The sequence below is a fragment of the Sunxiuqinia sp. A32 genome (assembly GCF_052690465.1).
Genome location: NZ_JBQYLI010000012.1, coordinates 71604 through 94123 on the forward strand (window position 1 = coordinate 71604; position 22520 = coordinate 94123).

22 protein-coding genes are annotated in these 22520 nt (G+C 38.1%); 10 read left to right on the top strand and 12 right to left on the bottom strand.

All coding sequences use genetic code 11. The features are described 5' to 3' along the window. The first annotated feature begins 13 nt into the window (after window positions 1–13). From ACUNWD_RS13165 to ACUNWD_RS13190, 6 genes are all read left to right on the top strand, one after another. Window positions 14–1237 (top strand): bifunctional 3,4-dihydroxy-2-butanone-4-phosphate synthase/GTP cyclohydrolase II, encoded by a 1224-nt coding sequence (locus ACUNWD_RS13165; protein WP_445588286.1) that lies wholly within the window; start codon window positions 14–16, stop codon window positions 1235–1237. Window positions 1238–1251: 14 nt separating this feature from the next. Further along, window positions 1252–1467: a DUF5522 domain-containing protein gene (locus tag ACUNWD_RS13170; RefSeq protein WP_445588287.1), complete on the top strand. Its 216-nt coding sequence runs from the start codon at window positions 1252–1254 to the stop codon at window positions 1465–1467. 54 nt (window positions 1468–1521) lie between these two features. Then, window positions 1522–2481, top strand: a complete 960-nt coding sequence (gene fmt / locus ACUNWD_RS13175; RefSeq protein WP_445588288.1) for a methionyl-tRNA formyltransferase — start codon at window positions 1522–1524, stop codon at window positions 2479–2481. A gap of 4 nt (window positions 2482–2485) precedes the next feature. Next, window positions 2486–2968, top strand: a complete 483-nt coding sequence (locus ACUNWD_RS13180) for a putative molybdenum carrier protein (protein WP_445588289.1) — start codon at window positions 2486–2488, stop codon at window positions 2966–2968. Window positions 2969–3150: 182 nt separating this feature from the next. Further along, complete coding sequence (locus ACUNWD_RS13185) at window positions 3151–4692, top strand: acyl-CoA dehydrogenase family protein (RefSeq protein ID WP_445588290.1); 1542 nt, start codon at window positions 3151–3153, stop codon at window positions 4690–4692. Between the two features lie 111 nt (window positions 4693–4803). Beyond that, on the top strand, window positions 4804–6171 hold the full coding sequence (locus ACUNWD_RS13190) for a dipeptidase (protein ID WP_445588291.1): 1368 nt from the start codon (window positions 4804–4806) through the stop codon (window positions 6169–6171). Window positions 6172–6234: 63 nt separating this feature from the next. Here the strand turns inward: ACUNWD_RS13190 and ACUNWD_RS13195 are convergent, their stop codons facing one another. The 9 genes from ACUNWD_RS13195 to ACUNWD_RS13235 form a co-directional block, all read right to left on the bottom strand. Then, window positions 6235–6810, bottom strand: coding sequence for a PhnA domain-containing protein (locus ACUNWD_RS13195; protein ID WP_445588292.1), 576 nt, complete (start codon window positions 6808–6810; stop codon window positions 6235–6237). Between the two features lie 189 nt (window positions 6811–6999). Beyond that, window positions 7000–7791, bottom strand: coding sequence for a class I SAM-dependent methyltransferase (locus tag ACUNWD_RS13200; RefSeq protein ID WP_445588293.1), 792 nt, complete (start codon window positions 7789–7791; stop codon window positions 7000–7002). Between the two features lie 211 nt (window positions 7792–8002). Next, window positions 8003–8341: a hypothetical protein gene (locus ACUNWD_RS13205; RefSeq protein ID WP_445588294.1), complete on the bottom strand. Its 339-nt coding sequence runs from the start codon at window positions 8339–8341 to the stop codon at window positions 8003–8005. 66 nt (window positions 8342–8407) lie between these two features. Then, window positions 8408–8965, bottom strand: a complete 558-nt coding sequence (locus ACUNWD_RS13210; protein ID WP_445588295.1) for a Crp/Fnr family transcriptional regulator — start codon at window positions 8963–8965, stop codon at window positions 8408–8410. Window positions 8966–9147: 182 nt separating this feature from the next. After that, window positions 9148–10161, bottom strand: a complete 1014-nt coding sequence (locus ACUNWD_RS13215) for a hypothetical protein (RefSeq protein WP_445588296.1) — start codon at window positions 10159–10161, stop codon at window positions 9148–9150. A 375-nt stretch (window positions 10162–10536) separates the two neighbouring features. Continuing rightward, window positions 10537–11811 carry a spondin domain-containing protein gene (locus ACUNWD_RS13220; RefSeq protein ID WP_445588297.1) on the bottom strand — a complete coding sequence of 425 codons (1275 nt, stop codon included), beginning with the start codon at window positions 11809–11811 and terminating at the stop codon, window positions 10537–10539. Between the two features lie 357 nt (window positions 11812–12168). Beyond that, window positions 12169–13119: a bifunctional methionine sulfoxide reductase B/A protein gene (locus ACUNWD_RS13225; protein ID WP_445588298.1), complete on the bottom strand. Its 951-nt coding sequence runs from the start codon at window positions 13117–13119 to the stop codon at window positions 12169–12171. A 142-nt stretch (window positions 13120–13261) separates the two neighbouring features. Beyond that, window positions 13262–14755: an ATP-binding protein gene (locus tag ACUNWD_RS13230; RefSeq protein ID WP_445588299.1), complete on the bottom strand. Its 1494-nt coding sequence runs from the start codon at window positions 14753–14755 to the stop codon at window positions 13262–13264. Continuing rightward, window positions 14756–15451, bottom strand: coding sequence for a response regulator transcription factor (locus ACUNWD_RS13235; RefSeq protein ID WP_445588300.1), 696 nt, complete (start codon window positions 15449–15451; stop codon window positions 14756–14758). It abuts the gene before it with no gap. Window positions 15452–15633: 182 nt separating this feature from the next. Between ACUNWD_RS13235 and ACUNWD_RS13240 the strand changes: the two genes are divergently transcribed. Continuing rightward, window positions 15634–16101, top strand: a complete 468-nt coding sequence (locus ACUNWD_RS13240; RefSeq protein WP_445588301.1) for a hypothetical protein — start codon at window positions 15634–15636, stop codon at window positions 16099–16101. A gap of 17 nt (window positions 16102–16118) precedes the next feature. Here ACUNWD_RS13240 and ACUNWD_RS13245 read toward each other — a convergent pair whose 3' ends face one another. Then, window positions 16119–17768 (bottom strand): AMP-binding protein, encoded by a 1650-nt coding sequence (locus tag ACUNWD_RS13245; protein ID WP_445588302.1) that lies wholly within the window; start codon window positions 17766–17768, stop codon window positions 16119–16121. A 228-nt stretch (window positions 17769–17996) separates the two neighbouring features. On the opposite strand from ACUNWD_RS13245, the gene ACUNWD_RS13250 reads away from it, so the two are divergent. From ACUNWD_RS13250 to ACUNWD_RS13260, 3 genes are all read left to right on the top strand, one after another. Next, entirely contained in the window at window positions 17997–18647 is a 651-nt protein-coding gene (locus ACUNWD_RS13250) for an HD domain-containing protein (RefSeq protein WP_445588303.1), read from the top strand. Between the two features lie 23 nt (window positions 18648–18670). Further along, window positions 18671–19060, top strand: a complete 390-nt coding sequence (locus ACUNWD_RS13255; RefSeq protein ID WP_445588304.1) for a VOC family protein — start codon at window positions 18671–18673, stop codon at window positions 19058–19060. A 74-nt stretch (window positions 19061–19134) separates the two neighbouring features. Then, entirely contained in the window at window positions 19135–21036 is a 1902-nt protein-coding gene (locus tag ACUNWD_RS13260; protein ID WP_445588305.1) for a sulfatase-like hydrolase/transferase, read from the top strand. A 58-nt stretch (window positions 21037–21094) separates the two neighbouring features. On the opposite strand, the gene ACUNWD_RS13265 is transcribed toward ACUNWD_RS13260, so the two are convergent. Both ACUNWD_RS13265 and ACUNWD_RS13270 read right to left on the bottom strand, forming a co-directional pair. Next, entirely contained in the window at window positions 21095–21466 is a 372-nt protein-coding gene (locus ACUNWD_RS13265; protein ID WP_445588306.1) for a hypothetical protein, read from the bottom strand. Between the two features lie 155 nt (window positions 21467–21621). Further along, a complete protein-coding gene (locus ACUNWD_RS13270; protein WP_445588307.1) occupies window positions 21622–22464 on the bottom strand; it encodes a LytTR family DNA-binding domain-containing protein in 843 nt (280 codons plus the stop codon). Window positions 22465–22520 lie beyond the last annotated feature (56 nt).

A 22520-nucleotide genomic window follows, 5' to 3' on the forward strand; every position in this document is an offset into this window, starting at 1 on the left:
CCAGTTAATTATAATGGCAGATTATAAATTGAACACGATACCTGAAGCAATTACAGCTATTAAAAATGGAGATCTTGTAATTGTTATTGATGATGAAGACCGTGAGAATGAGGGCGATTTTATTGCTGCGGCCGAGTTAATTACTCCTGAGAAAGTAAATTTCATGGTTACCCATGGCCGTGGATTAATATGCGTTCCTTTAACAGAACAGCGTTGTGAAGAATTGGAATTAGAGTTAATGGTTGGAAAAAATACTTCTTCCCACGAAACTCCATTTACTGTTTCTGTAGACTTGATTGGTCATGGATGTACAACTGGCATATCCGCCAGTGACAGAGCCAAAACAATTCAGGCACTAGCTGATTATAATACTTCTCCGGATGAATTAGGACGTCCTGGCCACATTTTCCCATTGAAAGCGAAAAACCGCGGAGTTTTGAGACGTTCAGGACACACCGAAGCTGCCGTAGATTTGGCGCGCATTGCAGGATTAAAACCAGTTGGCGTTTTAATCGAAATTATGAATGAAGATGGCAGCATGGCCCGCTTACCTCAACTGGTAAAAATCGCTGAAAAATTCAATCTGAAAATAATTACCATTAAAGACCTGATTTCATACAGACTTCAATCTGAAAGCCTAATTGAGCAAGGTGAAGAAGTTGGTATGCCGACCAAATATGGCGACTTCCGAATCGTTCCTTTCAGACAAAAATCAAACGGAGCAGAGCATGTTGCATTGGTAAAAGGAAACTGGAAATCAGAAGAGCCGGTTTTAGTGCGGATGCATTCATCATGTATGACTGGTGATATTTTTGGTTCGTTCCGTTGTGAATGTGGTGATCAACTGCACAAATCAATGGAAATGATTGAAAAGGAAGGAAAAGGCGTTGTTGTATACATGATGCAGGAAGGACGTGGAATCGGGTTGATGAATAAAATTGCTGCCTACAAATTGCAAGACGAAGGCATGGATACCATTGAAGCCAACGTTCACCTTGGATTTCAGGCGGACGAACGTGACTATGGAGTTGGTGCTCAAATTTTGCGTAACCTAGGTGTTAAAAAAATGAAGCTCATCACCAACAATCCTGTAAAAAGAGTTGGTATCGAAGCATATGGACTTGAAGTTTCTGAAATAGTTCCCATTGAAGTTCCACCAAATGAATTCAACCAGCGCTATATGAAAACTAAGCGTGACAGAATGGGACACTTTCTTCAAAAATTTAAATACGATTAATTTCCAATATGGGAATGTTCGATCATTTATTTAGTGACGGATACGATGATTTAGCTGAAGGCCAAGACTTCTATATCAACAAGGATGGATATCGTGTCATGACTGAAAGCTTTTTAGTACGGCGTGGTTATTGCTGCTCAAATGGATGTTTAAACTGTCCCTACGATCCGCGTGCCCAAAAGGGAAATCGAAAACTTCGACCGGAAGTTGCAAAGAAATACAAAGGCTAAAAAATCGATTCTCCCAAAATCTTTTCTCTATCTTTGTGAAAAATAATATTCACGATGACAGGAAAAGAATTGCGTATTGTCTTTATGGGGACTCCCGACTTTGCAGTGGAAAGTCTGAAAGAACTGGTTGAAAATAATTATCAGGTAGTAGGTGTAATTACCGTACCGGATAAACCAGCAGGAAGAGGAAGAAAATTGCATGAGTCGGCCGTAAAAAAATATGCAGTTGAGAAGGGGCTCAAAGTCTTACAACCAGAAAAGCTTAAGAATCCAACATTCATTGAAGAACTAAAAAGCTTAAATGCCGATTTGCAAGTGGTTGTAGCTTTCCGTATGCTACCGGAAATGGTATGGAATATGCCTCGACTGGGAACATTTAACCTGCATGGTTCACTTCTTCCGCAATACCGTGGAGCTGCTCCACTAAATTGGGCGGTAATTAATGGAGAGAAAGAAACAGGTGTGACCACATTTCTTCTATCTCACGAAATTGATACCGGAGCCATTTTATTCCACGAAAAAACCGCGATTGGTGAAAATGACACTGTAGGCGACATACACGATCGATTGATGGGAGTTGGCGCCAAACTGGTCTCAAAAACAGTAGACGCCCTGGCGGAAGGAAACTATTCTCCAGTAGAACAGGATCATATTCAAACAGAAAACTTAAAGCCTGCACCAAAGATTTTCAAAGATGATTGCTTAATCGACTGGAATAAAGACGGACAAACCATTAAAAATCTTATTCGTGGATTGTCTCCATACCCAACTGCCTGGACAACGCTAACCGATGGCAATGGAAATCCAATTACGATGAAAATATTTTTTGCTGATTTTGAAGAAGCTGAAACGACTCCCGGCGAAATTGACACCGACGAAAAAACGTATCTGAAAATTGCAGCAAATAATGGATGGCTCAATATTACCGACCTTCAAATTTCCGGAAAGAAAAGAATGAATGTTGGAGATTTACTTCGAGGCTTTCATGGTGCATCTGAATTAAAAGTGCAGTGAAAAAATGAGTTGCTCCAGAATAATCAGTGGAGGGCAAACAGGTGTGGACCGGGCTTCATTGGATGCATGCCTTGAGCTGGACTTTCCGTGTGGAGGATGGTGTACTGCTGGTAGAAAAGCAGAAGATGGTGAAATTCCAATACATTATCCGTTACAGGAAATATGGAGCACCAGCTATGAAGACCGCACCAGGAAAAACATTCGCGAATCCGATGCAACCCTGATTATCTTTCAAAATGAACTTCAAGGAGGAACGCTATTAACACACAACTATGCCAAAGAAACCGGTAAACCTGTCTTTCTCTTAAAAGTTTCTCCCTTTTTCATCGAAGAACCAATTGGGCAGCTAATTCATTTTCTGGAAATTAACCAAGTAGAAACGTTGAATGTGGCAGGACCTCGCGCCAGTCAATGGAAAGAAGCATACCAAATCAGCAAATTAATTTGCACAAGCCTGATCAATCACATCAGGAACGAAATCTATTAATACGAATTTCTGCTCGATTTATAGATCATTAAGCGATTGTTTTGAAATGATTTTTGGCCGAATCAACTTCAATTCACATAATATATACCATTCTAAATTTCGCTTTTTAAAAACAATCTGAATCAAAAGCTGTTCCCATTTCATTAGGGAAGGAAAATTATGCCTTCTGAAACACGTATAGAATGAATGAGATTATAGCGATGAAGAAAGTCTCTCCGGAGACTAGAATTACACCCCAAGAACCAATCCAGCAATTATTAGGAAAGTTAAAAGAAAAGATGAAGCTAGTTTATCACCAACGTGGTGACATTAGTGAATATAGTAAACAAAGAGGAATTGCACCTTTTGCACTTCGGGAAATCATGGCGGTGAATCCATTGTCAATTGGAATTCCAAAAGAATATGGAGGCCGTGGTGCAATTATGAGTGAAAACCTTGCACTGTTAGAAACAGCTTCCTATGAATCATTAGCACTATCCCTGACCTTCGGTATCAACTCAGCCTTATTTTTACAACCGGTTGGAAAATATGCGCTGAATGAAGCAAAAGCGGATGTTTTTAAGCGCTTTATGGAACAGCAAAACATGGGAGGACTGATGATTACAGAACCTGATTTTGGAAGTGATGCGCTGAATATGCAAACCTTTTTTAAAGAAAATCAGGACGCTTTTCATTTGCAAGGTAAAAAGCATTGGGCTGGCTTAACCGGATGGGCAGACTTTTGGCTGCTTACAGCTCGTAAAAAATCAGAGAATGATGAATTATTACGTGATATTGACTTTTTCATCTGTGATGTAACCCAAAAAGACCAGGGTATAAAAGTTGAAGAGTTCTACGATAATCTGGGTCTTTATCAGATTCCATATGGACGGAATCACATCGATGTGAAGATTCCGAAGAAACAAAAATTAAAGCCTCAGACCACAGGTGTAAAAATGATGCTTGATCTACTTCATCGTAGTCGCATGCAGTTTCCTGGAATGGGCATGGGATTTATTCACCGAATGCTTGATGAAGCGGTTATTCATTGCAAACAACGTTTTGTGGGAGGAAAAAGCCTTTTTAACTACGACCAGGTTCAAAGTCGATTGTCAAAGCTCCAGGCTTCGTTTACGGTTTGTTCTGCTATGTGTGCCAATAGCAGTAAAGTCGCGGGAGTTGACAAAGATTTAACAGGAATTGGTATTGAAGCTAACTCGGTGAAATCGGTTATCACTGATTTAATGCAAGAAGCAGCACAATCTGTAACTCAGCTTGTGGGTGCAAAAGCATACCGCAACAGTCACATTGCCGGCCGTGGAATTACTGATAGTCGTCCTTTCCAGATTTTTGAAGGATCAAATGACATCCTTTATGCCCAAATTTCTGAAGGTATCATTAAGCAAATGAAACGTCTGAAAGAAAAAAACTTTTTCCAATTTCTCAAAGGTAATGAGCTAACAAGCAGATCCGCTGATCACCTAAAAAAACTATTCAACTTTGACCTTGATCTTCAGCTTTCTCAGCGAAAACTGGTTGAGTTAGGACAAGTACTTGGCCGGGTAATTTCAATGGAGATGGTCTTTAAGCTTGCCGACAATGGTTTCAGAAATGATCTGATTCAGGGAGGAATTAATATGTTACAAGATGAAATTACTGCGCTGATGAGTAATTTCCATTTATCTCCACAACCGTTGGTGGTCGAAGATTACCAACAAGGGAGCTCCTGGCTCGATCTTGTGTAAGAGAACAAAAGGCAATCATTATAAAATCCTAAAAAATCAAATAACCTGAAAAGACTCATGGATCACTTATCAGGAAAGTCCTAATTTTACAGGAACTGAAAATTTCAACATATGAGTCATATCAATCAATACATTGAAGAAAACAAAGATCGTTTTCTGGAAGAACTATTTAGCTTAATTCGAATTCCTTCGATTAGTTCGATAGCCTCGCATAAACCCGACATGTACAAAGCTGCCGAACGTTGGAAGGAGCTCCTTTTAAGTTCTGGTGCAGACAAGGCTGAGATATTTGAAACAGAAGGCAATCCGGTTACTTATGCTGAAAAAATCATTGATCCGGCAAAACCAACTGTTTTGGTATACAGCCACATGGATGTGATGCCGGTTGAACCGCTTGAACTTTGGAAATCACCTCCCTTTGAACCAGAAATTCGCGAGGGAAAAATTTGGGCACGGGGCGCTGACGATGATAAAGGACAAGGAATGATGCATGCCAAAGCGTTTGAATTGATGGTAAAAACGGATACGCTTCCGTGCAATGTAAAATTCATGATTGAGGGTGAAGAGGAAATTGGATCTCCAAACTTAGGCAAGTGGTGTGAAGAACATAAGGAAATGCTAAAAGCAGATATTATTCTGGTTTCAGACACCACGATGATTCGCCCAGATCTCCCAACCATAACAACGGGTCTGAGAGGACTTGCGTATTGGCAAGTTGAAGTAACCGGCCCTAATCGCGATCTTCATTCCGGATTATTTGGTGGAGCTGTGGCCAATCCAATCAATGTGCTTTCAAAGATGATAGCAGATATGGTTGATGACAACGGAAGAGTGACCATTCCCGGTTTTTATGATGATGTAATTAAAATATCAGCAGAAGAACGTGCTTTGCTTGCCGAAGCACCTTTTGATGTAGATAAATATAAGAAAGCCATTGAAGTGGATGAATTAAGTGGTGAAGCTGGCTATTCGCCAACTGAACACACTGGCATTCGACCTTCATTTGACGTATGTGGAATTTGGGGAGGCTACACGGGAGAAGGCGCAAAAACGGTACTTCCGTCAAAAGCTTTTGCAAAAATAAGCAGTCGTTTGGTCCCCAATCAAAACCACAAAAAGATCGCCGAGCTTTTTAAAAATCATTTTGAAAGTATTGCTCCAAAGTCTGTTAAAGTAGAAGTAACTTCTTTACATGGAGGACAGGCATATGGTTGCCCAATTGATTTGCCCGCATACCAGGCAGCTGAAAAAGCGTATCTGGATGTCTATGGACGTCGTCCGGTTCCTTTCAGAAGTGGAGGTTCCATTCCGATTATTTCAACTTTTGAAGAAGTACTGGGAATCAAATCAATATTAATGGGCTTCGGGTTGGAATCAGATGCGATCCATTCACCCAACGAAAATTTCCCGCTTGAACAATTTTATAAAGGCATAGAAACCATTCCACTTTTCTATAAATATTTTGCCGAAATTGGCTAATAATAAAGCAAAGAGAGGGATCCACTTGATGTGAATCCCTCTCCGTTTCTTAGACTATCTCTTCTAATTTGTTTTCTTCACGTATTGAGTAAGAATAACAATCTGCTGACCATTTACCCGTCCCTCAATGTGTTCCGGATTATCGTGAACCAACGAAATACCACGAACAGCCGTCCCTCTTTTAGCGGTGAATCCACCGCCTTTTACATTAAGGTCTTTAATCAATACCACCGTATCTCCCGCCAAAAGTGGCACACCATTACTGTCTTTGTGTTTTGCTCCTTCGTCTTCCCCAAAACCATCAGACTTTGCCCAGGCCAATGTTTCATCTTCCAGAAAAAGCATATCTAACAAATCCTGCGGCCAGCCTTCCCCACTCAAGCGGGTTAACATTCTCCAGGCCATCACCTGAACGGCAGGAACAGTACTCCACATGCTGTCATTCAGACATCTCCAATGGTTGATGTCTACTTTCTCCGGGTCTTCAATTTGTGTTTGGCAGTTACTACAAACCAGTACACATTTATCACTGTTGTTTTCAGTTACCGGTGGAATCGCATAAACTGACAATCCTTCTTTTGCACCACAAAGCTCGCAAGTAGAGCCACTGCGTTCCATCAGTGTTTTTTCAATACTCATTATTCGTGTTTATTATTTTTGATTTGTTTTGATACTTCTCTGTAAAAGAATCACCTATGAATCAACCGAGGCATTTCGGGCGGCAAAGTTAAGGGAATATTTCAGACTTGAAAAAAAGGTTTTTATTTGGTGAAAAGATACATCATCAAGCTGAAAATAAATTACACGTGTATTTTCTTTAGTATCTTATTAAAGACACTTCTTCGCTTTTAATGAATAGAGCATCGGTATTTTATCTTCCAGCCCCTTTATCTTAAACTTTCTGTCATCAATTTTCACCGTATTCTCAAAACAATCATATGGTGAATAATTATATTCCTTAAAATCTGCAATTGTCAAGCCCGTTTTTAAAATTGCACCAAGAACAGTACTCAAACCGTGATTCCAACAAACTGACTTCTCCTTAATTTGGGCATCACGATCTGTATAAGTCCCCTCCAGCTCCTCTATTATTGGAGCAGAATCCATATAATTAAATTCAATCCGCTTAAAATCATAGCTGAACATCCAAATAACAGGATGAAACTCGACCAATACCAATTCGCCTCCCGGTTTTAAAAAGTGACTAATAACCTCTGCCCATTTTTTCATGTCGGGTAACCAACCAAGCACTCCGTACGAAGTATAAACCACATCAAATTTTTCATCCAGTACTTCCGGAAGTTTATATACATCACTTTGTACAAACGTAGCTTCCGTGCCCACAGATTCATTCAGTTGTTTTGCTTTTTCAATGGCATTTTCAGAAAAATCCACCCCGGTTACAATTGCTCCATGCCTTGCAAGTGAGATGGTATCCTGCCCAAAGTGGCACTGAAGATGTAACACCTTCTTCCCTTTTAAATCTCCCAGCAAACCCAACTCCACCGAGTTTAACGAATCCTTCCCTTTCACAAAGGAATCAACATCATAAAAATCGGATTGAAAGTGTATGTCCGTTTTCTCGTTCCAAAGCTTTCTATTTATGTCAAGATACTCCATTGTATTACCGTTTTATCTGTGTTTGTTCGCTTATTTTCATGAATTCACTCAAATATATAGAATCTAAAATGAATGGGATGAGGATTAGCGCAAGTTTTAAGAAGGTTGAAAGTGAAATGGCAAGAAAGCTCCAAATCCGCTAAGCCGATAACCGGCTAAGCGGATGATGGAAACAACTCCAATGCTTTTTTTCAATGCAAAAATTTTCTACTCAGCGGGAATAAGCTTGAATCTCATCAATCAATCCTTGCTCATATGCTTTCTTCACAGGTTTCCATTCTCCAAGTCTATTGAGAAAAAGAGAAGCATAATTCCTCTGTATTAAAGTTCCATTAAACAGGTAATACTCAATCCGCCTAATTCCATCTGTCGTATCAACCAGGCTCAATGCAAAATCAACATACCTGGTCATAGCCAGTGTAGCGTCAATAGTCAAGTTCTGCATTATTAAATCAATGTCTTCTGATCTGCCATTCACAGCCTTATCAATCAGCATTTTTAATTGTCCTGTAAATTCGGATTTCATTTTGTTGGTTGGTGACTTCACCATTTTTAAATTATTACCTGGCAAAGTTCAGTAAGAAAAAAGGTAATTCTTTTGACCTAAGTCACAAAATCAAGCTTTTCGAATCCTGCTTAAAGTCTCTCTTGACACGCCAATGATTGAGGCTATATGTCCAATTTTAGCTCGTTTTATTATTTCGGGCGCTATTTCTTTGAGATATTCATACCTCCCCCTTGCATCTTTCCGATTCAGAGCTTTGGTATGTTTGTCTATATTTACAAATTCCCGCTCCATTAAAGCATTGCTAAAAACAACGAAATGAGAATGTTTTGCCAGCTTCTCACCATTTGACTTCGAGATACTGATTACTTCAGTGTCTTCGCATGCTTGCAAAAACTCGTCAGACGGCGTATTTTGAGCATAACTTTGCAAAGAGGTAAATGTATCATTTTCAGTATGAATCCATGTGCTAATCTCATTTCCATCACACAGATAATATTTCCTAACCATCCCGCTTTTTACAAACCAAATCTTATTACAATATTCCCCCTGCTCCAGGATGTGCTGATTCTTTTTATAAACGTCAATTTCAGCAAGATTCTTCAATTCCTGAATCGCCTCAAAATCCAATTTTACAAATTGCTCTATGTAATCAATAAGTTTTTGCATGTTCGAATCTGCATATGTATTTTGATAACGGTTGGTACATGTTGTCGGGGCGGATTTCGAAGAGCGTTCCTGTCCGCCAGCTGGCGGACACGGAACTGCGAAACGATCCCGAGTAATCGGGACGCAGTTGGCGTACCACCGGACTCCGCTCTGCAATATGTACTGTGTTACAACACGTTTTTTTATTGTTCATAATACTTCTCTATTCCGTTTTCTAAAAAACTCTTGAATGAATCAATTGATTCATTGAAATAAAATGATTTATCCAGTTGAATTCCCTGTGAGTCAATAACATAGAATGCCGGCTGAATATCTTCGTCAAATAATTCTTTTTGATAGTACTTATTGATATTGCCAATTAGTCTAATACTGTCAACCTGATATTGAGGAAGTGCTTTACTTTTATCGTCAACATATAGGTTAGTAATTACGTACTTTTGATTTAATATTTTTAATATTTCTGAGTCAGACATAACATAAGCTTCAAACTCTCTTGATTTCAAAGAACTATGTCCTGTAAAATATAATAGTATTGGTTTATTTGATATTCTTGAACACTCAATCCCTTCTGATATTTCGAAATAAGCTTCTAAGTTATGGGGAAAATGAAACCAGTCAGAATAACTTGGAATAGGACACTCCATGGTACTTGAGCTTTGATAATATGATACCATTTCTTGAAATACTTCAAAGTATGTCCAGTCTATATTTTCATTGGCTATAACAATTTCTTTAATTCTTTTAATATCATCATTCGTAAAATTCATTTTTTGTAGCAATGGATAGTCATTCTCCCAGTTTTCAATGTTTGCATTCCTGTGAATGATGTCATCTTTTGCAATTACAATTTGCCTTGCCAGCTTATATTCTTCTGTTTTTCTCATTTCATTCCATTGTTCAATAAAAATATTGTATGTGGAATGCTTTTCAGGTTCTTTAGATAAATCAGTTAATTCTAAAATACTTAACATAGATTCAAGACTATCACCAGAAGGTCCTTTAAGAATTTGTATATCTATTGAATCATAATAGCAGTTCATTAAAACTTCAATGTCATTAATAAACTCTCCTTTGTGGTCATTGATATGTGATAACGAAATCTCTTTATTTTTTAATTTCTCGCAATCATCCTGGGCTGAACAGGAAAAATTTATTAAAAAAGCAAATAAGATTATGGTGTTTATTATTCTATTCATTAGCGTCTTTTAAAATGTGTTGTAACTAGTATACATATCAACTATAGGTATTTAATATTTCCATTTTGGGTGTAGTATGTATACCTTTTGTAACTATTATTTTAATTGCATTGATTAGGGGCATGTGTTGGTTTTGAAATTAAGTTCACAAGTTAATAAATAAAACTTAATCATTAATTATGTAATCTAACTCTTTTCGAAATCCGCTAAGCCGATAAACTGCTAAGCGTGGTTGTCGATCCTGGAAGCATTAAAAACATCCATAATGTGGGTTGAATAAACGCTGATACAAATTCACGATAACTTGTTCTTAAAAAAAAGTGCCTGGCAATTAGCTGCCAGGCACTCTTTCATTTACAACACTCTATCCGGTAATCAGTTTTTCTTAATGGTTACTTTAATCACTTTCGAAGGATCAGGCCATGGCATGCCATCGTCCACCATCCGAACAACTCCATCCTCGTCAACATCAGCAGATGTCTGAGCACCGGGGTATTCATTCATTTCGGTTCCGGCATCATACAACTCAATAAAATGTGTCAGGTCCTTTTCAGCCATTCCATTATCAAGCTTAATTCCTTCATCTCCCGTTGAGAAGAAAATATCATTAGAAGCTCCCAACATACTGGCAATACTTAAAGACTGACCAACATGTCCAGTTACCTCAAACATGTATTTTTGTCCGGGGAAAAGCGGGCCTTCATCTTCACCCATGACGCCTCCAACAGGCAAATTCTGAAATCCTGTAACATAATCACCCATTAATGAAGTATATAATGGGACAGGATTTCCAGTTTCAGCTAGCTTTTCTAATCCCATATCATAATCGGGTGTTCCGCTGGTAAAGATTGGGTAATCTTTCTTGTCATGTAATACCCACAATACAGGCGCAATAGGCGAAACATATCCGCTATTCCATTTCAGGTAATGTCCAAGCATGCTGGCATCTCCCATTTCTGCAAGTGGTTCAAGTCCCATTCCATAGTCCTTCATGCCTTCCTCAAAAATTGGCATACCTCCGGAATGAACAACCCATGCTATTGGGGAAATAGCGGTTGTGGCACCACCCAAAACTTCAATTTTTAAAGTAAACATGCTGTGTCCGTCATGAGTTAAAGTAGCTTTCAGGTTGGTTGCGACAGAGCCATAATCATATCCATCAGCCACATCCATCATTGTCATTACGTTATCATCCGTATCAGCACCATCGTGTGTATTGCCAGGTCCAGGCATCTGATTGGCCTGCGTACCGGCATCCCATAAGGTAATTTGAGAAGTAATATCACCCGTAACCGGAGAACCTCCGCTATACAAGCTTATACCTCCACCATCGGGTGCATAAAACCCATCGTTTGAAAGGCCATACATCGTCGCAAAAGACAGCATGTGATTAGCACCTGCATGAAATGAAAAGGTAAATGAATGTCCCGGGAATGCGGGGCCTGCAGAACTTTCTCCGTCAGGGATACTGACTACTCCTGCTTCGAAAAAAGAATAATCGGTAGAAACATTTTCAACAGTCACGGTATAAGTGCCAGTTGGAACTTTAGCAGCTTTTAAATTAGAATCAGCAAAGTTAGGTTCTTTTTGGCACTGGGTAAATAACATTATTGCCAGCGCCGAAATCATTGTGAAGCGTAATACTCTCATAGCTTTAAATTTTAAGTGAATAATCTGAATCAAAGTTCCGAAGAGAGTATCACAGGAAGGTCACAAGGGTGTAAAGTTTCTTTAACAATTTGATTTACAACAGCATTTACTTTATCGCATCTTTGAATTTTCAGCTCTATCGAAGTCCTTCAGAACAAGACTCCCTTTCGGGATAAGGCTGACAGATCTTTTGAATATTGGTATTTTTTCAAATAATTCCAGGGTTTTAAAAAAAAAGAAAAGGATTGGTGGAAATAGTAAAGCAACAAAAAAGAAAAAAGTCATCCTGAAACAGTTTCAGAATGACGAGATATCGGTAACGGATGAAGTACTGTTAGCAATACAAAACATCTACTATCAGAAGCGTTTCACGTATTTGTGGCAATAGGGTGTGGAACCTTTGTGGACATAGTAATCCTGATGATAGTCTTCCGCCTCGTAAAATTTCGTAGCCGGAGTCACTTTTGTTGCAACTTTAAACCCTTTCATTTCCAATTGGGCTATCAACTTTTCAGCAATCTGCTTTTGATTTTCATTGAGATAAAAAACCTCTGAACGATATTGATCGCCAATGTCCGGCCCCTGCCGATTTACCTGTGTTGGGTCGTGAATCTCAAAAAACAGTTTTGCCAAAGTTTCATAGTCGGTTTTTGATGGATCAAAGATTATTTCCACTGCCTCGGCATGTCCGGTGGTATGACTGCTGACCTGACGATACGAAGGATTCTTTTTTGAACCACCGATGTATCCCGACTCTGCCGATATCACACCCGGAGCCTGCTCCATATAATATTCAACCCCCCAAAAACATCCACCCGCAAAAATAGCGGTATCGGTTTTTGCCATTTCCATTTTAGAGGTTTCGGCAGGAATAAAATCAAGCGAGATTGAATTAACACAATGACGGGTATTTTTAGTGGTGAAACCTTCACCTAAAAAAACATGCCCCAGGTGAGCCCCACATTTTGCACAGGTAATTTCCGTTCGCATGCCATCCGGGTCAGGCGTCCGTTTCACTGCTCCCGGGATTTCATCATCAAAACTCGGCCATCCGCAACCAGAGTTAAATTTATCATCTGATTTATACAACTCTGCACCACAGCGTTTGCAAATGTAGGTCCCCTCTTCGTAAAATTTGTCATACTTGCCGGTAAAGGGCATTTCTGTTCCCTTGTGAACAATCACGCGCTCCTCGGTTGGAGTCAACTCGCGTAAGTACCCTAAGCTTTTGTTATCTTCCTTCTGAGCCTGCGCGCAACCAACAAAAGTCACGGAGACAAAAATCAACATATAAACTAACTTTTTCATGGCTTCTTAAATTTTAGAAATTGATAAACGGTGATAATTGAGGCCAAACTGGAAATAACCAGATAGCACCAATTATCTTTCCTTAAAGGAATCCATTAAGAATCACGGGAAGGTCACAAATCAGTCAACTTTTTGTAATAAATCAAGAAACATTAGCGACTGGAAGGTCGAATACGAAAGTGGTTCCTTTGCCAAACTGACTAAATACTTTTATGCTGGATTGATGTAATTCAACGATCTTTTGAACAATAGCCAATCCTAATCCCGTACTTTGCTGATCATTACGCCCTTTATAGTAACGCTGAAATACATTTGCAAGTTCTTCCTGTTTAATGCCTTGACCTGAATCCACCACTCTAACTTCCACTTTCCCGATTTCCTTCGTATCAATTTCAATATTGATCGTGTCTCCCTCTTTGCAAAATTTCACTGCATTATCAATCAGGTTTTGAAGCACCCTGTCAATCATGGAAATATCTGCTTCAACGAGAGGTATATCTTTCTCGATAACGGTATTCACACTGATGCCCTTTTTTTGAGAAATAATCCGGTATTTATTGGCAATATCGTAAACCAATTCGGCAATCGAAAATGGTTCCGGATTTGGTTTAATTTGCTGAGCCTGGAGCTTTGATAATTCAAAAAGATCTTCCACTAATTTCTTTAGACGTCCGCAACTTTTATAAATTACTTCTAGGTACTTTTCCCTTTCCGCCGTTTGAATATTATCTTTTTTCAAAAGCAAAGTCTCAGCATATCCCTGGATGGATGCAACGGGGGTTCGTAAGTCATGGGACACATTGCTAATCAACTCACGACGTAAATTATCAACTCCTTTCAACTCCTGAATATTTTGCTCAATCGTGTCAGCCATTTCATTAAAAACCAAACCGATCCGATCCAGTTCTCCTTCACTTTTCACCTCAATACGTTGCCCCAGATTTCCATCCCGAAAGGCATTTATTCCTTCAATAATGGGATTGAGTTTTCTGGTTATCAGCCAAATTGCCAATAAGCCAATCAAGACCGAAATAATTAAAATGAAGATGATTGATCGGATAGAAAGTCCTAAAATATAACTTCCCAATAAGGTTTGTGCAGCAGAAACGTACTTCTGGCTGGCCAAAACAATATAAATGTATCCTGTCAACTGATCATTCTCCATTACCCGGGCAGCCGAAAATGTTTTATGCTCTCCGGGATTACGCGGGTCATCACCATAAATAATGCTGTGCTCCGGATCATTCAGAAAATTCTTGATTGGAGCCAGGTTAACTTCTTCCAATTTAACAACTTTGTCGGGTGCTACATATTGCAGGATTTTTCCTTCCGGATTCAGTAGATAGACCTCAACAATCGGGTTTATTACCATCATGGAGTGCATAATATCCTTGACTCCGTCTTCACTTATTGTACCTTCAGAGATAAACGGGTGAAGCATGGAAATTGTATTTTCTGCCAATTCACTGTTTAGTTGCTGGTTCACTTCTATCGAATATTTCCGCGCTGATTCCACCGAAACGTACAAAACAATTGCAGTAAAAAAGAATAAAACCAGCAAGAATATTGCTGAAACCTGCAGATACAACCGATTAAAAATTTTTGGTTTTGCCAGATGCATTTCTTTTCCTCCCAATTAGTTTTCCCTGAATTTATAGCCAACACCCCAAGTCGTCAGTATATATTCAGGTTTATTCATATTCTCTTCAATCTTTGAACGCAACCGGTTAATGTGTGAATTAACTGTATGCTCGAATCCTTCAAATTCATACCCCCAAACGTGATTAAGTAATTGCATCCTTGAATACGTTTTCCCGGGATTAGATGCGAGATAAACCAGCAAATCAAACTCCTTCGGGGAAAGCTCAATACGTTTGCCATTTACCTCAACAACCCGCATCCCAACATTGATATATAATTGCTCACAGCGCAATTCAACGTCATCCTCATCGGCTGCTTTTGCATACTGATCAGCACGTCTTAAAACCGCCTTAATCCTCGCAATCAGCTCGCGTATCCCAAAAGGTTTAGAAATGTAATCATCAGCACCAATCTCCAGACCAAGCACCTTATCAATCTCCTCCGACTTTGAAGTAATCATCAGCACCGGAGTATTATCCTTTTCCATACGGAGACGTTTGCACACTTCAAAACCATCTAACAATGGCAACCGGATATCGAGTAAAATAAACCTATACTTATTGTTCAGAGCTTTCATCAAGCCATCTTTGCCATCGAAAGCTTTATCAACTTCAATATCCATATCAGTTAGATGAATAGAGATCAATTCGGATATGTCCTTATCGTCTTCAATGATTAATGCTTTTTCCATAAGAGTTTTATTGAAAGAAACATCCGAAAGGTAGCTTGTGTTTATCACAGAATTATCACAAAGTCATAAAATTACCTGAACACCAACAAAAAGGAGATAATTCGGATACAAACTTTTTTGAGAATATAGGATTGTAAAATATTATTATGTAATTTAGAACACTATTTACAAACCGAAACGAAATGAACAATCTACCCCAAAAACAAACTATTAGGTCACTCAGAGTAATCTACACTGCATTGATGCTTGGAGTAACGTCTTTATTAGTAATTGCATCAGTAATAAATATGCAAGTTGGCCCACTAGCTGACAAGGATCCGTATTTTGAGAACCTTCTATTGGCAATTTCAACAATTATGGCAATCATTTCAGTCTCATCAGGGCTATTCATTTTCAACAAACGAATGCTGCAAACCGATTCAAAAGATATTTCTGAAAAGTTGGAGATATATCGCTCGGCTATGATTATTCGCTTGGCAACAATGGAAGGTTCTGGTTTCTTTTTTATAATTTGCTATGCCCTTACCGGCTCTTCGATTTCAATTACAGAAGTTGTTATTATTCTTGCAATGATGTTCTACTTTTTCCCAAGCAACAACCGGCTGTCAAGTGAACTAAACACTGACCACCGAGGAGTTGAACGAAATTAATCAATTGCTTGAAATCATTAATAATATAAAAATCGTTTAATTTTTTGAGTCGGAGTTTTTTCGAAAGGCACTGGCTGTAAAACAATCTGCTGAATTCTGGAAAATTTATTCACTTCTTCGTTTACCTTTTGCTGAATTTCTTTTAGAATGTCATCAACCCTATTATTTATCTTGTGAACAGCTTCATCTTTTAATGATTTCATATTGCGAACCCGCTGCTCAATCTCTTCCATATTTAAATGAACCATTGCCACCAGTCGTCCTTTTTGTTGCACAACTAATGATTCCAAAACATATTCCATCCGGTTAATTACCGATTCAATCTCTTCAGGATAGATATTTTCGCCACTGGCTCCAACTATCATATTCTTAATGCGGCCCTTGATAAACAAGAAACCTGACCAATCAAATTTTGCTAAATCACCCGTCCGAAACCAGCCATCTTCAGTGAAAACATCTTTTGTCAATTCAGGTTCTTTGTAATATCCCTTCATCACATTTTCACCTTTCGCCTGAACTTCTCCTTCTCCAGTCACCGGATCTGCATTAGCAATGCGAAGTTTCACACCTTCCATCGGAATCCCCGTTGATAAGTATCTTACATTTTTACCAACAGCACCTGCCAATAGAGGCGAAGTTTCAGTCAGCCCATACCCGATAGCCAGCGGGAATTTGGCATCCATTAAAAAACGTTCAACCTGATCATCTAATTTTGCACCACCAATTCCGAAGAATTTCATTTCTCCTCCAAAGGTTTGCATTAGTTTTTTACCAGCAATCCTACTCAATAAAATTTGAAATGGTCGAATTTTAAATAAACTTCGGGTAATTGCCTTACTATTAATTTGAGGGAGTATTTTGCCTTTATATATTTTCTCAATTATTAATGGGACAACCAACATAATAGTTGGTTTCACTTCTTGCAACGCTGGCAAAAGTACTGGAGCTGTTGGTGGCTTTTTCAAATAATGAACCGACGCTCCATACATTATTGGCAAAATTAAACCCAATGAATTTTCAAAAGTATGCGACAGTGGCAACACTGAAAGGAAACGATCTTCAGGAATAATGAACTGCAAGGTATGGCTTTGTTGAGCAGTCCAAACAATGTTTTTATGAGTCAACATAACTCCCTTCGACTTCCCAGTAGTTCCGGAAGTGTAAATAATGGATAGCAAATCATCCTCATCCACATCCGCATATTCAAATGGTTCAGTTAATTCAGTATTTACAGCAGGATAATCTGCCGCATGAAGTTCTGTGAAGTTTTCAATCTTGATAATTTTCAGAAGTGGAAATTCCTCTGTCTCAATTTTGCTCATCAAATGCTCAGAAACAAAAATAACTTCTGCTTCGGCATGTTTAATAATATTTCCAATTTCTGCTGGATGAAAATCCGGAAGGATTGGTACAGTAACAGCGCCAATTGACCCAATTGCAAAAAAAGCAATCCCCCAATTAGGCATGTTGGTACTCAATATAGCAACTTTTGTTCCCGTCTCAACCCCCATACCCCTCAGTTGAGAACCTAATTTTTCAACATCAGCTTTAAGGCTTGAGTAGCTCCTATCTCTCTCTCCTACAAATACTAGCGAATTCCTCTCCTTGAAATTCTCAAAACTCGCCTGTAACATTAAAGGCAAGGTCAGCTTTGTTAACTCTCCCATAATTCACTCCATAACCCCCTGTAAAACAAGGAAAAAACATTATAATTCTAGCAAAATTAATGTTTTAAGTGGAATGAAAGTATTTTTTAACTTTCTTTTTGAAAAATGCTTGATAATTAATCTCTAATTTGTCTTGTTTATTAGTCAACATCGCAGTAATTTGCATACACCCAAAAATCAAACTTACGATTTCTGATAAAACATTGAATAGGACAAAGCAGATTAAAAATGGAGGCAATTGAAATACTTTTAAAAACAGAAAAATATATACGAGATCTCTTTAATAAAGAAGGAAGCGGACATGATTGGTGGCATATTCATCGTGTGAGAGAAACTGCAGTAAAAATTGGCAAAGAAGAAAATGCAAATCTTTTTCAGATTGAATTGGCAGCACTTTTACATGATCTGGATGATTGGAAAATCAACGGTTCAACTTACAAAGAAAATGAAAGAGTAAAACACTGGTTTGAAAAGATTGAGTTGGATGAAGATCAACAAACACAAATCATAGAAATAATTCAACAAGTTTCGTATAAAGGAGCTGGAGTTAAAAATCACGCTAAAACAATTGAGGCAATGGTCGTACAAGATGCTGATCGGCTAGATGCTATCGGTGCAATTGGTATTGCCCGCACTTTCGCATATGGCGGCAATAAAAATCGATTAATATTCGATCCGGAAGTTAATCCAACGATGCACCAATCCTTTGAAGAATATCAAATGGACAATGGACATACTATCAATCATTTTTATGAGAAACTCCTGCTTTTAAAAGACAGGATGAATACAAAAACAGGAAAACAACTTGCAATTGCAAGACATGAATTTATGGAGAACTATTTAACCCAATTTTTTAACGAGTGGGAATTAAATACTTAATACACTACTAATAATCTTAAGGCATGAGAATATCACACATAGCAATTTGGACCGCAGACCTGGAAGGAATGCGAAACTTTTATATGCATTACTTCGATGCAAGTTCCAGTAGTGGATACCATAACCACACCCGCGATTTTCATTCTTATTTTCTTTTTTTTGATGGTGATTGCACCATAGAACTGATGCAAATGCCAACGGTTTCTAAATCGCGAAATATCCAGGAAAAACAATATCTTGGATTAACCCATTTTGCCATTAAAGCAGGCTCCAAGGAAAGAGTTGATAAATTAACCCAACAACTCAAAGAAGATGGCTTTAAAATACTTGGTGAACCGCGCACAACAGGTGATGATTTTTATGAATCAGTAATTCTTGATCCAGAAGGGAATCGAATTGAGATTGTGGCTTAAAATATAAATGCCAGGTTGATTTCATTATTGAAAAAGACAATCGTAAATTTATACATTAACCTGACTATCTAATTATGAAGCAACAAACAATCAACCACATCACCCTTGCTGTATTAATTATTATTTTTATTTGTCTAAATTATTCATGTACCAATAAAGAAAAGGAACCGCTTCCAAATATTTTATGGTTGACAAGCGAGGACAACAGTCCCTTTTTAGGTTGCTATGGCGACGCGTTCGCTACCACACCCAACTTAGATAAGCTGGCTTCTGAAGGTTTTTTATATACACACGCCTATGCAAATGCCCCTGTATGCGCACCTGCCAGAAATACAATTATCACCGGAGTTTACGCAAATTCTGGTGGAAATCAGCAAATGCGAAGTTTCTATAAAAAATCAAATGAAATTCGGTTTAGCCCTCAGTTCTTGAGAGAAGCAGGCTACTACTGCACCAATAATTCAAAAGAAGATTACAATATTGACAGAAGCCAGACAACTGACATTTGGAGTGAAAGCAGTAAAAGTGCTCATTACAAAAACCGCCGATCCGGGCAACCATTTTTTGCTGTATTCAATTGCAATATCAGCCATGAAAGTTGCATCCACAAATTCATCCCAACAGAAAAATTAAGACACGATCCAAATAAAGTTACACTCCCTCCGTATCATCCGGACACACCGGAAATGAGACATGACTGGGCTCAATACTATGACAAGGTTGAAGATATGGATACCTGGGTTGGTAAAAAATTAAAAGAGTTGGATGATGCCGGACTTACAGATAACACCATTGTATTTTATTACGCAGATCATGGTGGAGTTTTACCAAGGAGCAAGCGTTTTGTGTATGAATCCGGGACGCATGTACCTTTTATAATTCGTATTCCAAAAAAATTCAAACACTTGTTTCCTGGCAAAAAACCAGGATCAAAAATAGATCGTTTGATAAGCTTTGTGGATTTGGCACCTACTTTATTGAGTATTGCCGGGGTGCCGATTCCAGAATACATGCAAGGAAATGCCTTTTTAGGTGAACAAAAAACCGTAGATCCTGAATATGCATATATGTTTCGTGGCCGAATGGATGAACGTTATGACATGTGTCGATCCGTCCGCGACCACCAATTTCGATATATCCGAAACTACATGCCCTATCGAAAATACAGCCAACATGTTAATTATCAATGGAGGGCACCGTCAATGCAATCCTGGGAAGATGCATACCTGTCAGGTACATGCAACGAGATTCAATCTATATTCTGGAATAAAAAGCCGTTGGAGGAACTATATGATACTGAAAATGATCCTTGGGAAGTTAACAACCTAGCCAAAGACCCGAATTATAAAGAAGTGCTGGATAGAATGAGAAAAGCCAACAAAGATTGGGTTACTAAAATTTACGATACCGGTTTCATACCCGAGGCTGAAAGAAATATTCTTGCTGGCGATATTTCCTTTTATGACTACATGCGTTCTCCATCTGTATCAATAAGTGCCATAATGAATGCTGCCGATCTTGCAAGTCTTGGAGAAAAAGAAAACATTAGCCAACTACTTGATTTCCTTAAAAGTGAGAATAGCGTCGTTCGATATTGGGGAGCTACCGGATTATTAATTCTTAAAGATTCCGCTAAACCAACTATTCCCGATTTAAAGGTTGCTGTAAATGATTCTTCGCGGGATGTTGCCGTTGTTGCCGCTGAAGCACTCTACTATTTGGGTGAAAAAGAGCTTGGAATTAATGGCTTGTTGAACGTTTTAAAACATCCGGATCCATATGCTAGAACACATGCGCTAAATGCCCTTGATTATACTGAAGAGCAATCTCAAAAAATAACAACTGCAATTATAGAAATGATCGAGCGATTCGCTGAGGATGAAAGTAGAAACCGGTATGATCTGCGAGTGGTTGACTGGCTGTTTGAAAAATACAATATTGATAAGAGTGAATTAAAACTTGACATCCCCATTTAAAACAAGAAAGGCCGGCAACTATTATTTGTTGCCGGCCTTTTACAATTTATAATATACCCTATTCTTTCTTTTCAGCAGAAAAATCCATGATCCCCTCCGGACTATTAACTTTACCAACAAGTTTTCCTTCTTTCATTTCGAGGTTTACTTTAATAAGCTCGTAATCGATATAAACTCCAAAAGACAATTTGCCTTCCTCAAATTTCACCTGCTCACCTTTTATTTGAGTACCATCCATAAATTTTATTTTAACATCAAGCACTCCATCAATTTCATCAACTATCAATTGTCCGGTACTGTATTCATATGCAGCAGATGGTACACTATACTTCCATGCACCTTTCAGGTCTTTTACTCCTGAAGCAACCGCTGAATTTGAAGCAAATGTTGCACAAAAAGCAACTAACATTAACATCGCAAATTTTTTCATAATCTGTAACTTTTAAAATTTAAGCAAACAATTAATTAAATTTCAACACTTTATTTACTTATAAAATTATGAAACAAAGATTGTCTTTCAATACGAATTGAAAAAATTAATGGGATGAAGAAGCGTATTTAGGGGTGAATAACAACGTTTAAAAATTACCGGATAGTAAATGAACGGAATTCTGGAAAGAACTTTCGCGATACCGGAATAAAATTTTCGAGTCCAAATAACTTTATTCTGCAGGTTGATTTTTCAAATTCTATAAATTCAATTTTTTGAAGATTCACCATAAAAGAACGGTGACATCTTTTGAAATTAGAATTAGTTAAAAAGCTTTCAATATTCTTCATCGAATTACGTAACATCTGTTTTGCCAGCCTTTCATCGCTTTTGTAGTAAATAACGACGTAGTTATCTGCAGATTCAAGATAAAGAATCTGATCGCCTAATATGGAGAAACGAACATTCCCTTTTTCATCCATAAAATTTATAAGCCCAGCTTTATCATCTAAATCTTTAGTCTCTGCCAACTGCTTTAATTTTGATTTTTGTGTAACGTACGAAAGAAATAAAATGATAAGTGAATAGGGAATCAAGATTGCAAGCAAAGTATATTTAAAACTATTGGGTATATCTTGGAAAAACCGATTTATATTAACATCCCAACTTGCCTGATAAAAAGAAAAGAGCGTTGCCATTACGAACAATTCACAAAAAACCCAAACAGCAAAAGTCCAAATACGAAAATGCTTTAGTCGAACCAATTTTCGTATACTAAACTGGGAAATCAGCAATACCAAAGCCGCAATAACTCCAAAGCCTGAAAGATGTATAAACTCTTCAATACCAGAATCATTATTCCACCTGTTGATATTCCAGGGGACAAAAACATTTATAAAGAAAATGCTGAATACTAAACTGAAAATAATTAATATCCAACGATTACGAACTGAATCCAGAAACGGAAATTGCTGATCCAGTAACTTTAGAATTTTCATTATCCAGGCAACTTTGATTTTGTAATTCTAAATGTACAAATTCAAAGTTATTCCCA

Coding starts and splice junctions, on each gene's coding strand:
- ACUNWD_RS13190 (WP_445588291.1), top strand. CDS start 4,804: ATGAGTCATATCAATCAATACATTGAAGAAAACAAAGATCGTTTTCTG.
- ACUNWD_RS13250 (WP_445588303.1), top strand. CDS start 17,997: ATGGAGGCAATTGAAATACTTTTAAAAACAGAAAAATATATACGAGAT.
- fmt (WP_445588288.1), top strand. CDS start 1,522: ATGACAGGAAAAGAATTGCGTATTGTCTTTATGGGGACTCCCGACTTT.
- ACUNWD_RS13255 (WP_445588304.1), top strand. CDS start 18,671: ATGAGAATATCACACATAGCAATTTGGACCGCAGACCTGGAAGGAATG.
- ACUNWD_RS13180 (WP_445588289.1), top strand. CDS start 2,486: ATGAGTTGCTCCAGAATAATCAGTGGAGGGCAAACAGGTGTGGACCGG.
- ACUNWD_RS13235 (WP_445588300.1), bottom strand. CDS start 15,451: ATGGAAAAAGCATTAATCATTGAAGACGATAAGGACATATCCGAATTG.
- ACUNWD_RS13215 (WP_445588296.1), bottom strand. CDS start 10,161: ATGAATAGAATAATAAACACCATAATCTTATTTGCTTTTTTAATAAAT.
- ACUNWD_RS13200 (WP_445588293.1), bottom strand. CDS start 7,791: ATGGAGTATCTTGACATAAATAGAAAGCTTTGGAACGAGAAAACGGAC.
- ACUNWD_RS13240 (WP_445588301.1), top strand. CDS start 15,634: ATGAACAATCTACCCCAAAAACAAACTATTAGGTCACTCAGAGTAATC.
- ACUNWD_RS13210 (WP_445588295.1), bottom strand. CDS start 8,965: ATGCAAAAACTTATTGATTACATAGAGCAATTTGTAAAATTGGATTTT.
- ACUNWD_RS13265 (WP_445588306.1), bottom strand. CDS start 21,466: ATGAAAAAATTTGCGATGTTAATGTTAGTTGCTTTTTGTGCAACATTT.
- ACUNWD_RS13185 (WP_445588290.1), top strand. CDS start 3,151: ATGAATGAGATTATAGCGATGAAGAAAGTCTCTCCGGAGACTAGAATT.
- ACUNWD_RS13225 (WP_445588298.1), bottom strand. CDS start 13,119: ATGAAAAAGTTAGTTTATATGTTGATTTTTGTCTCCGTGACTTTTGTT.
- ACUNWD_RS13170 (WP_445588287.1), top strand. CDS start 1,252: ATGTTCGATCATTTATTTAGTGACGGATACGATGATTTAGCTGAAGGC.
- ACUNWD_RS13205 (WP_445588294.1), bottom strand. CDS start 8,341: ATGGTGAAGTCACCAACCAACAAAATGAAATCCGAATTTACAGGACAA.
- ACUNWD_RS13195 (WP_445588292.1), bottom strand. CDS start 6,810: ATGAGTATTGAAAAAACACTGATGGAACGCAGTGGCTCTACTTGCGAG.
- ACUNWD_RS13245 (WP_445588302.1), bottom strand. CDS start 17,768: ATGGGAGAGTTAACAAAGCTGACCTTGCCTTTAATGTTACAGGCGAGT.
- ACUNWD_RS13220 (WP_445588297.1), bottom strand. CDS start 11,811: ATGAGAGTATTACGCTTCACAATGATTTCGGCGCTGGCAATAATGTTA.
- ACUNWD_RS13270 (WP_445588307.1), bottom strand. CDS start 22,464: ATGAAAATTCTAAAGTTACTGGATCAGCAATTTCCGTTTCTGGATTCA.
- ACUNWD_RS13260 (WP_445588305.1), top strand. CDS start 19,135: ATGAAGCAACAAACAATCAACCACATCACCCTTGCTGTATTAATTATT.
- ACUNWD_RS13165 (WP_445588286.1), top strand. CDS start 14: ATGGCAGATTATAAATTGAACACGATACCTGAAGCAATTACAGCTATT.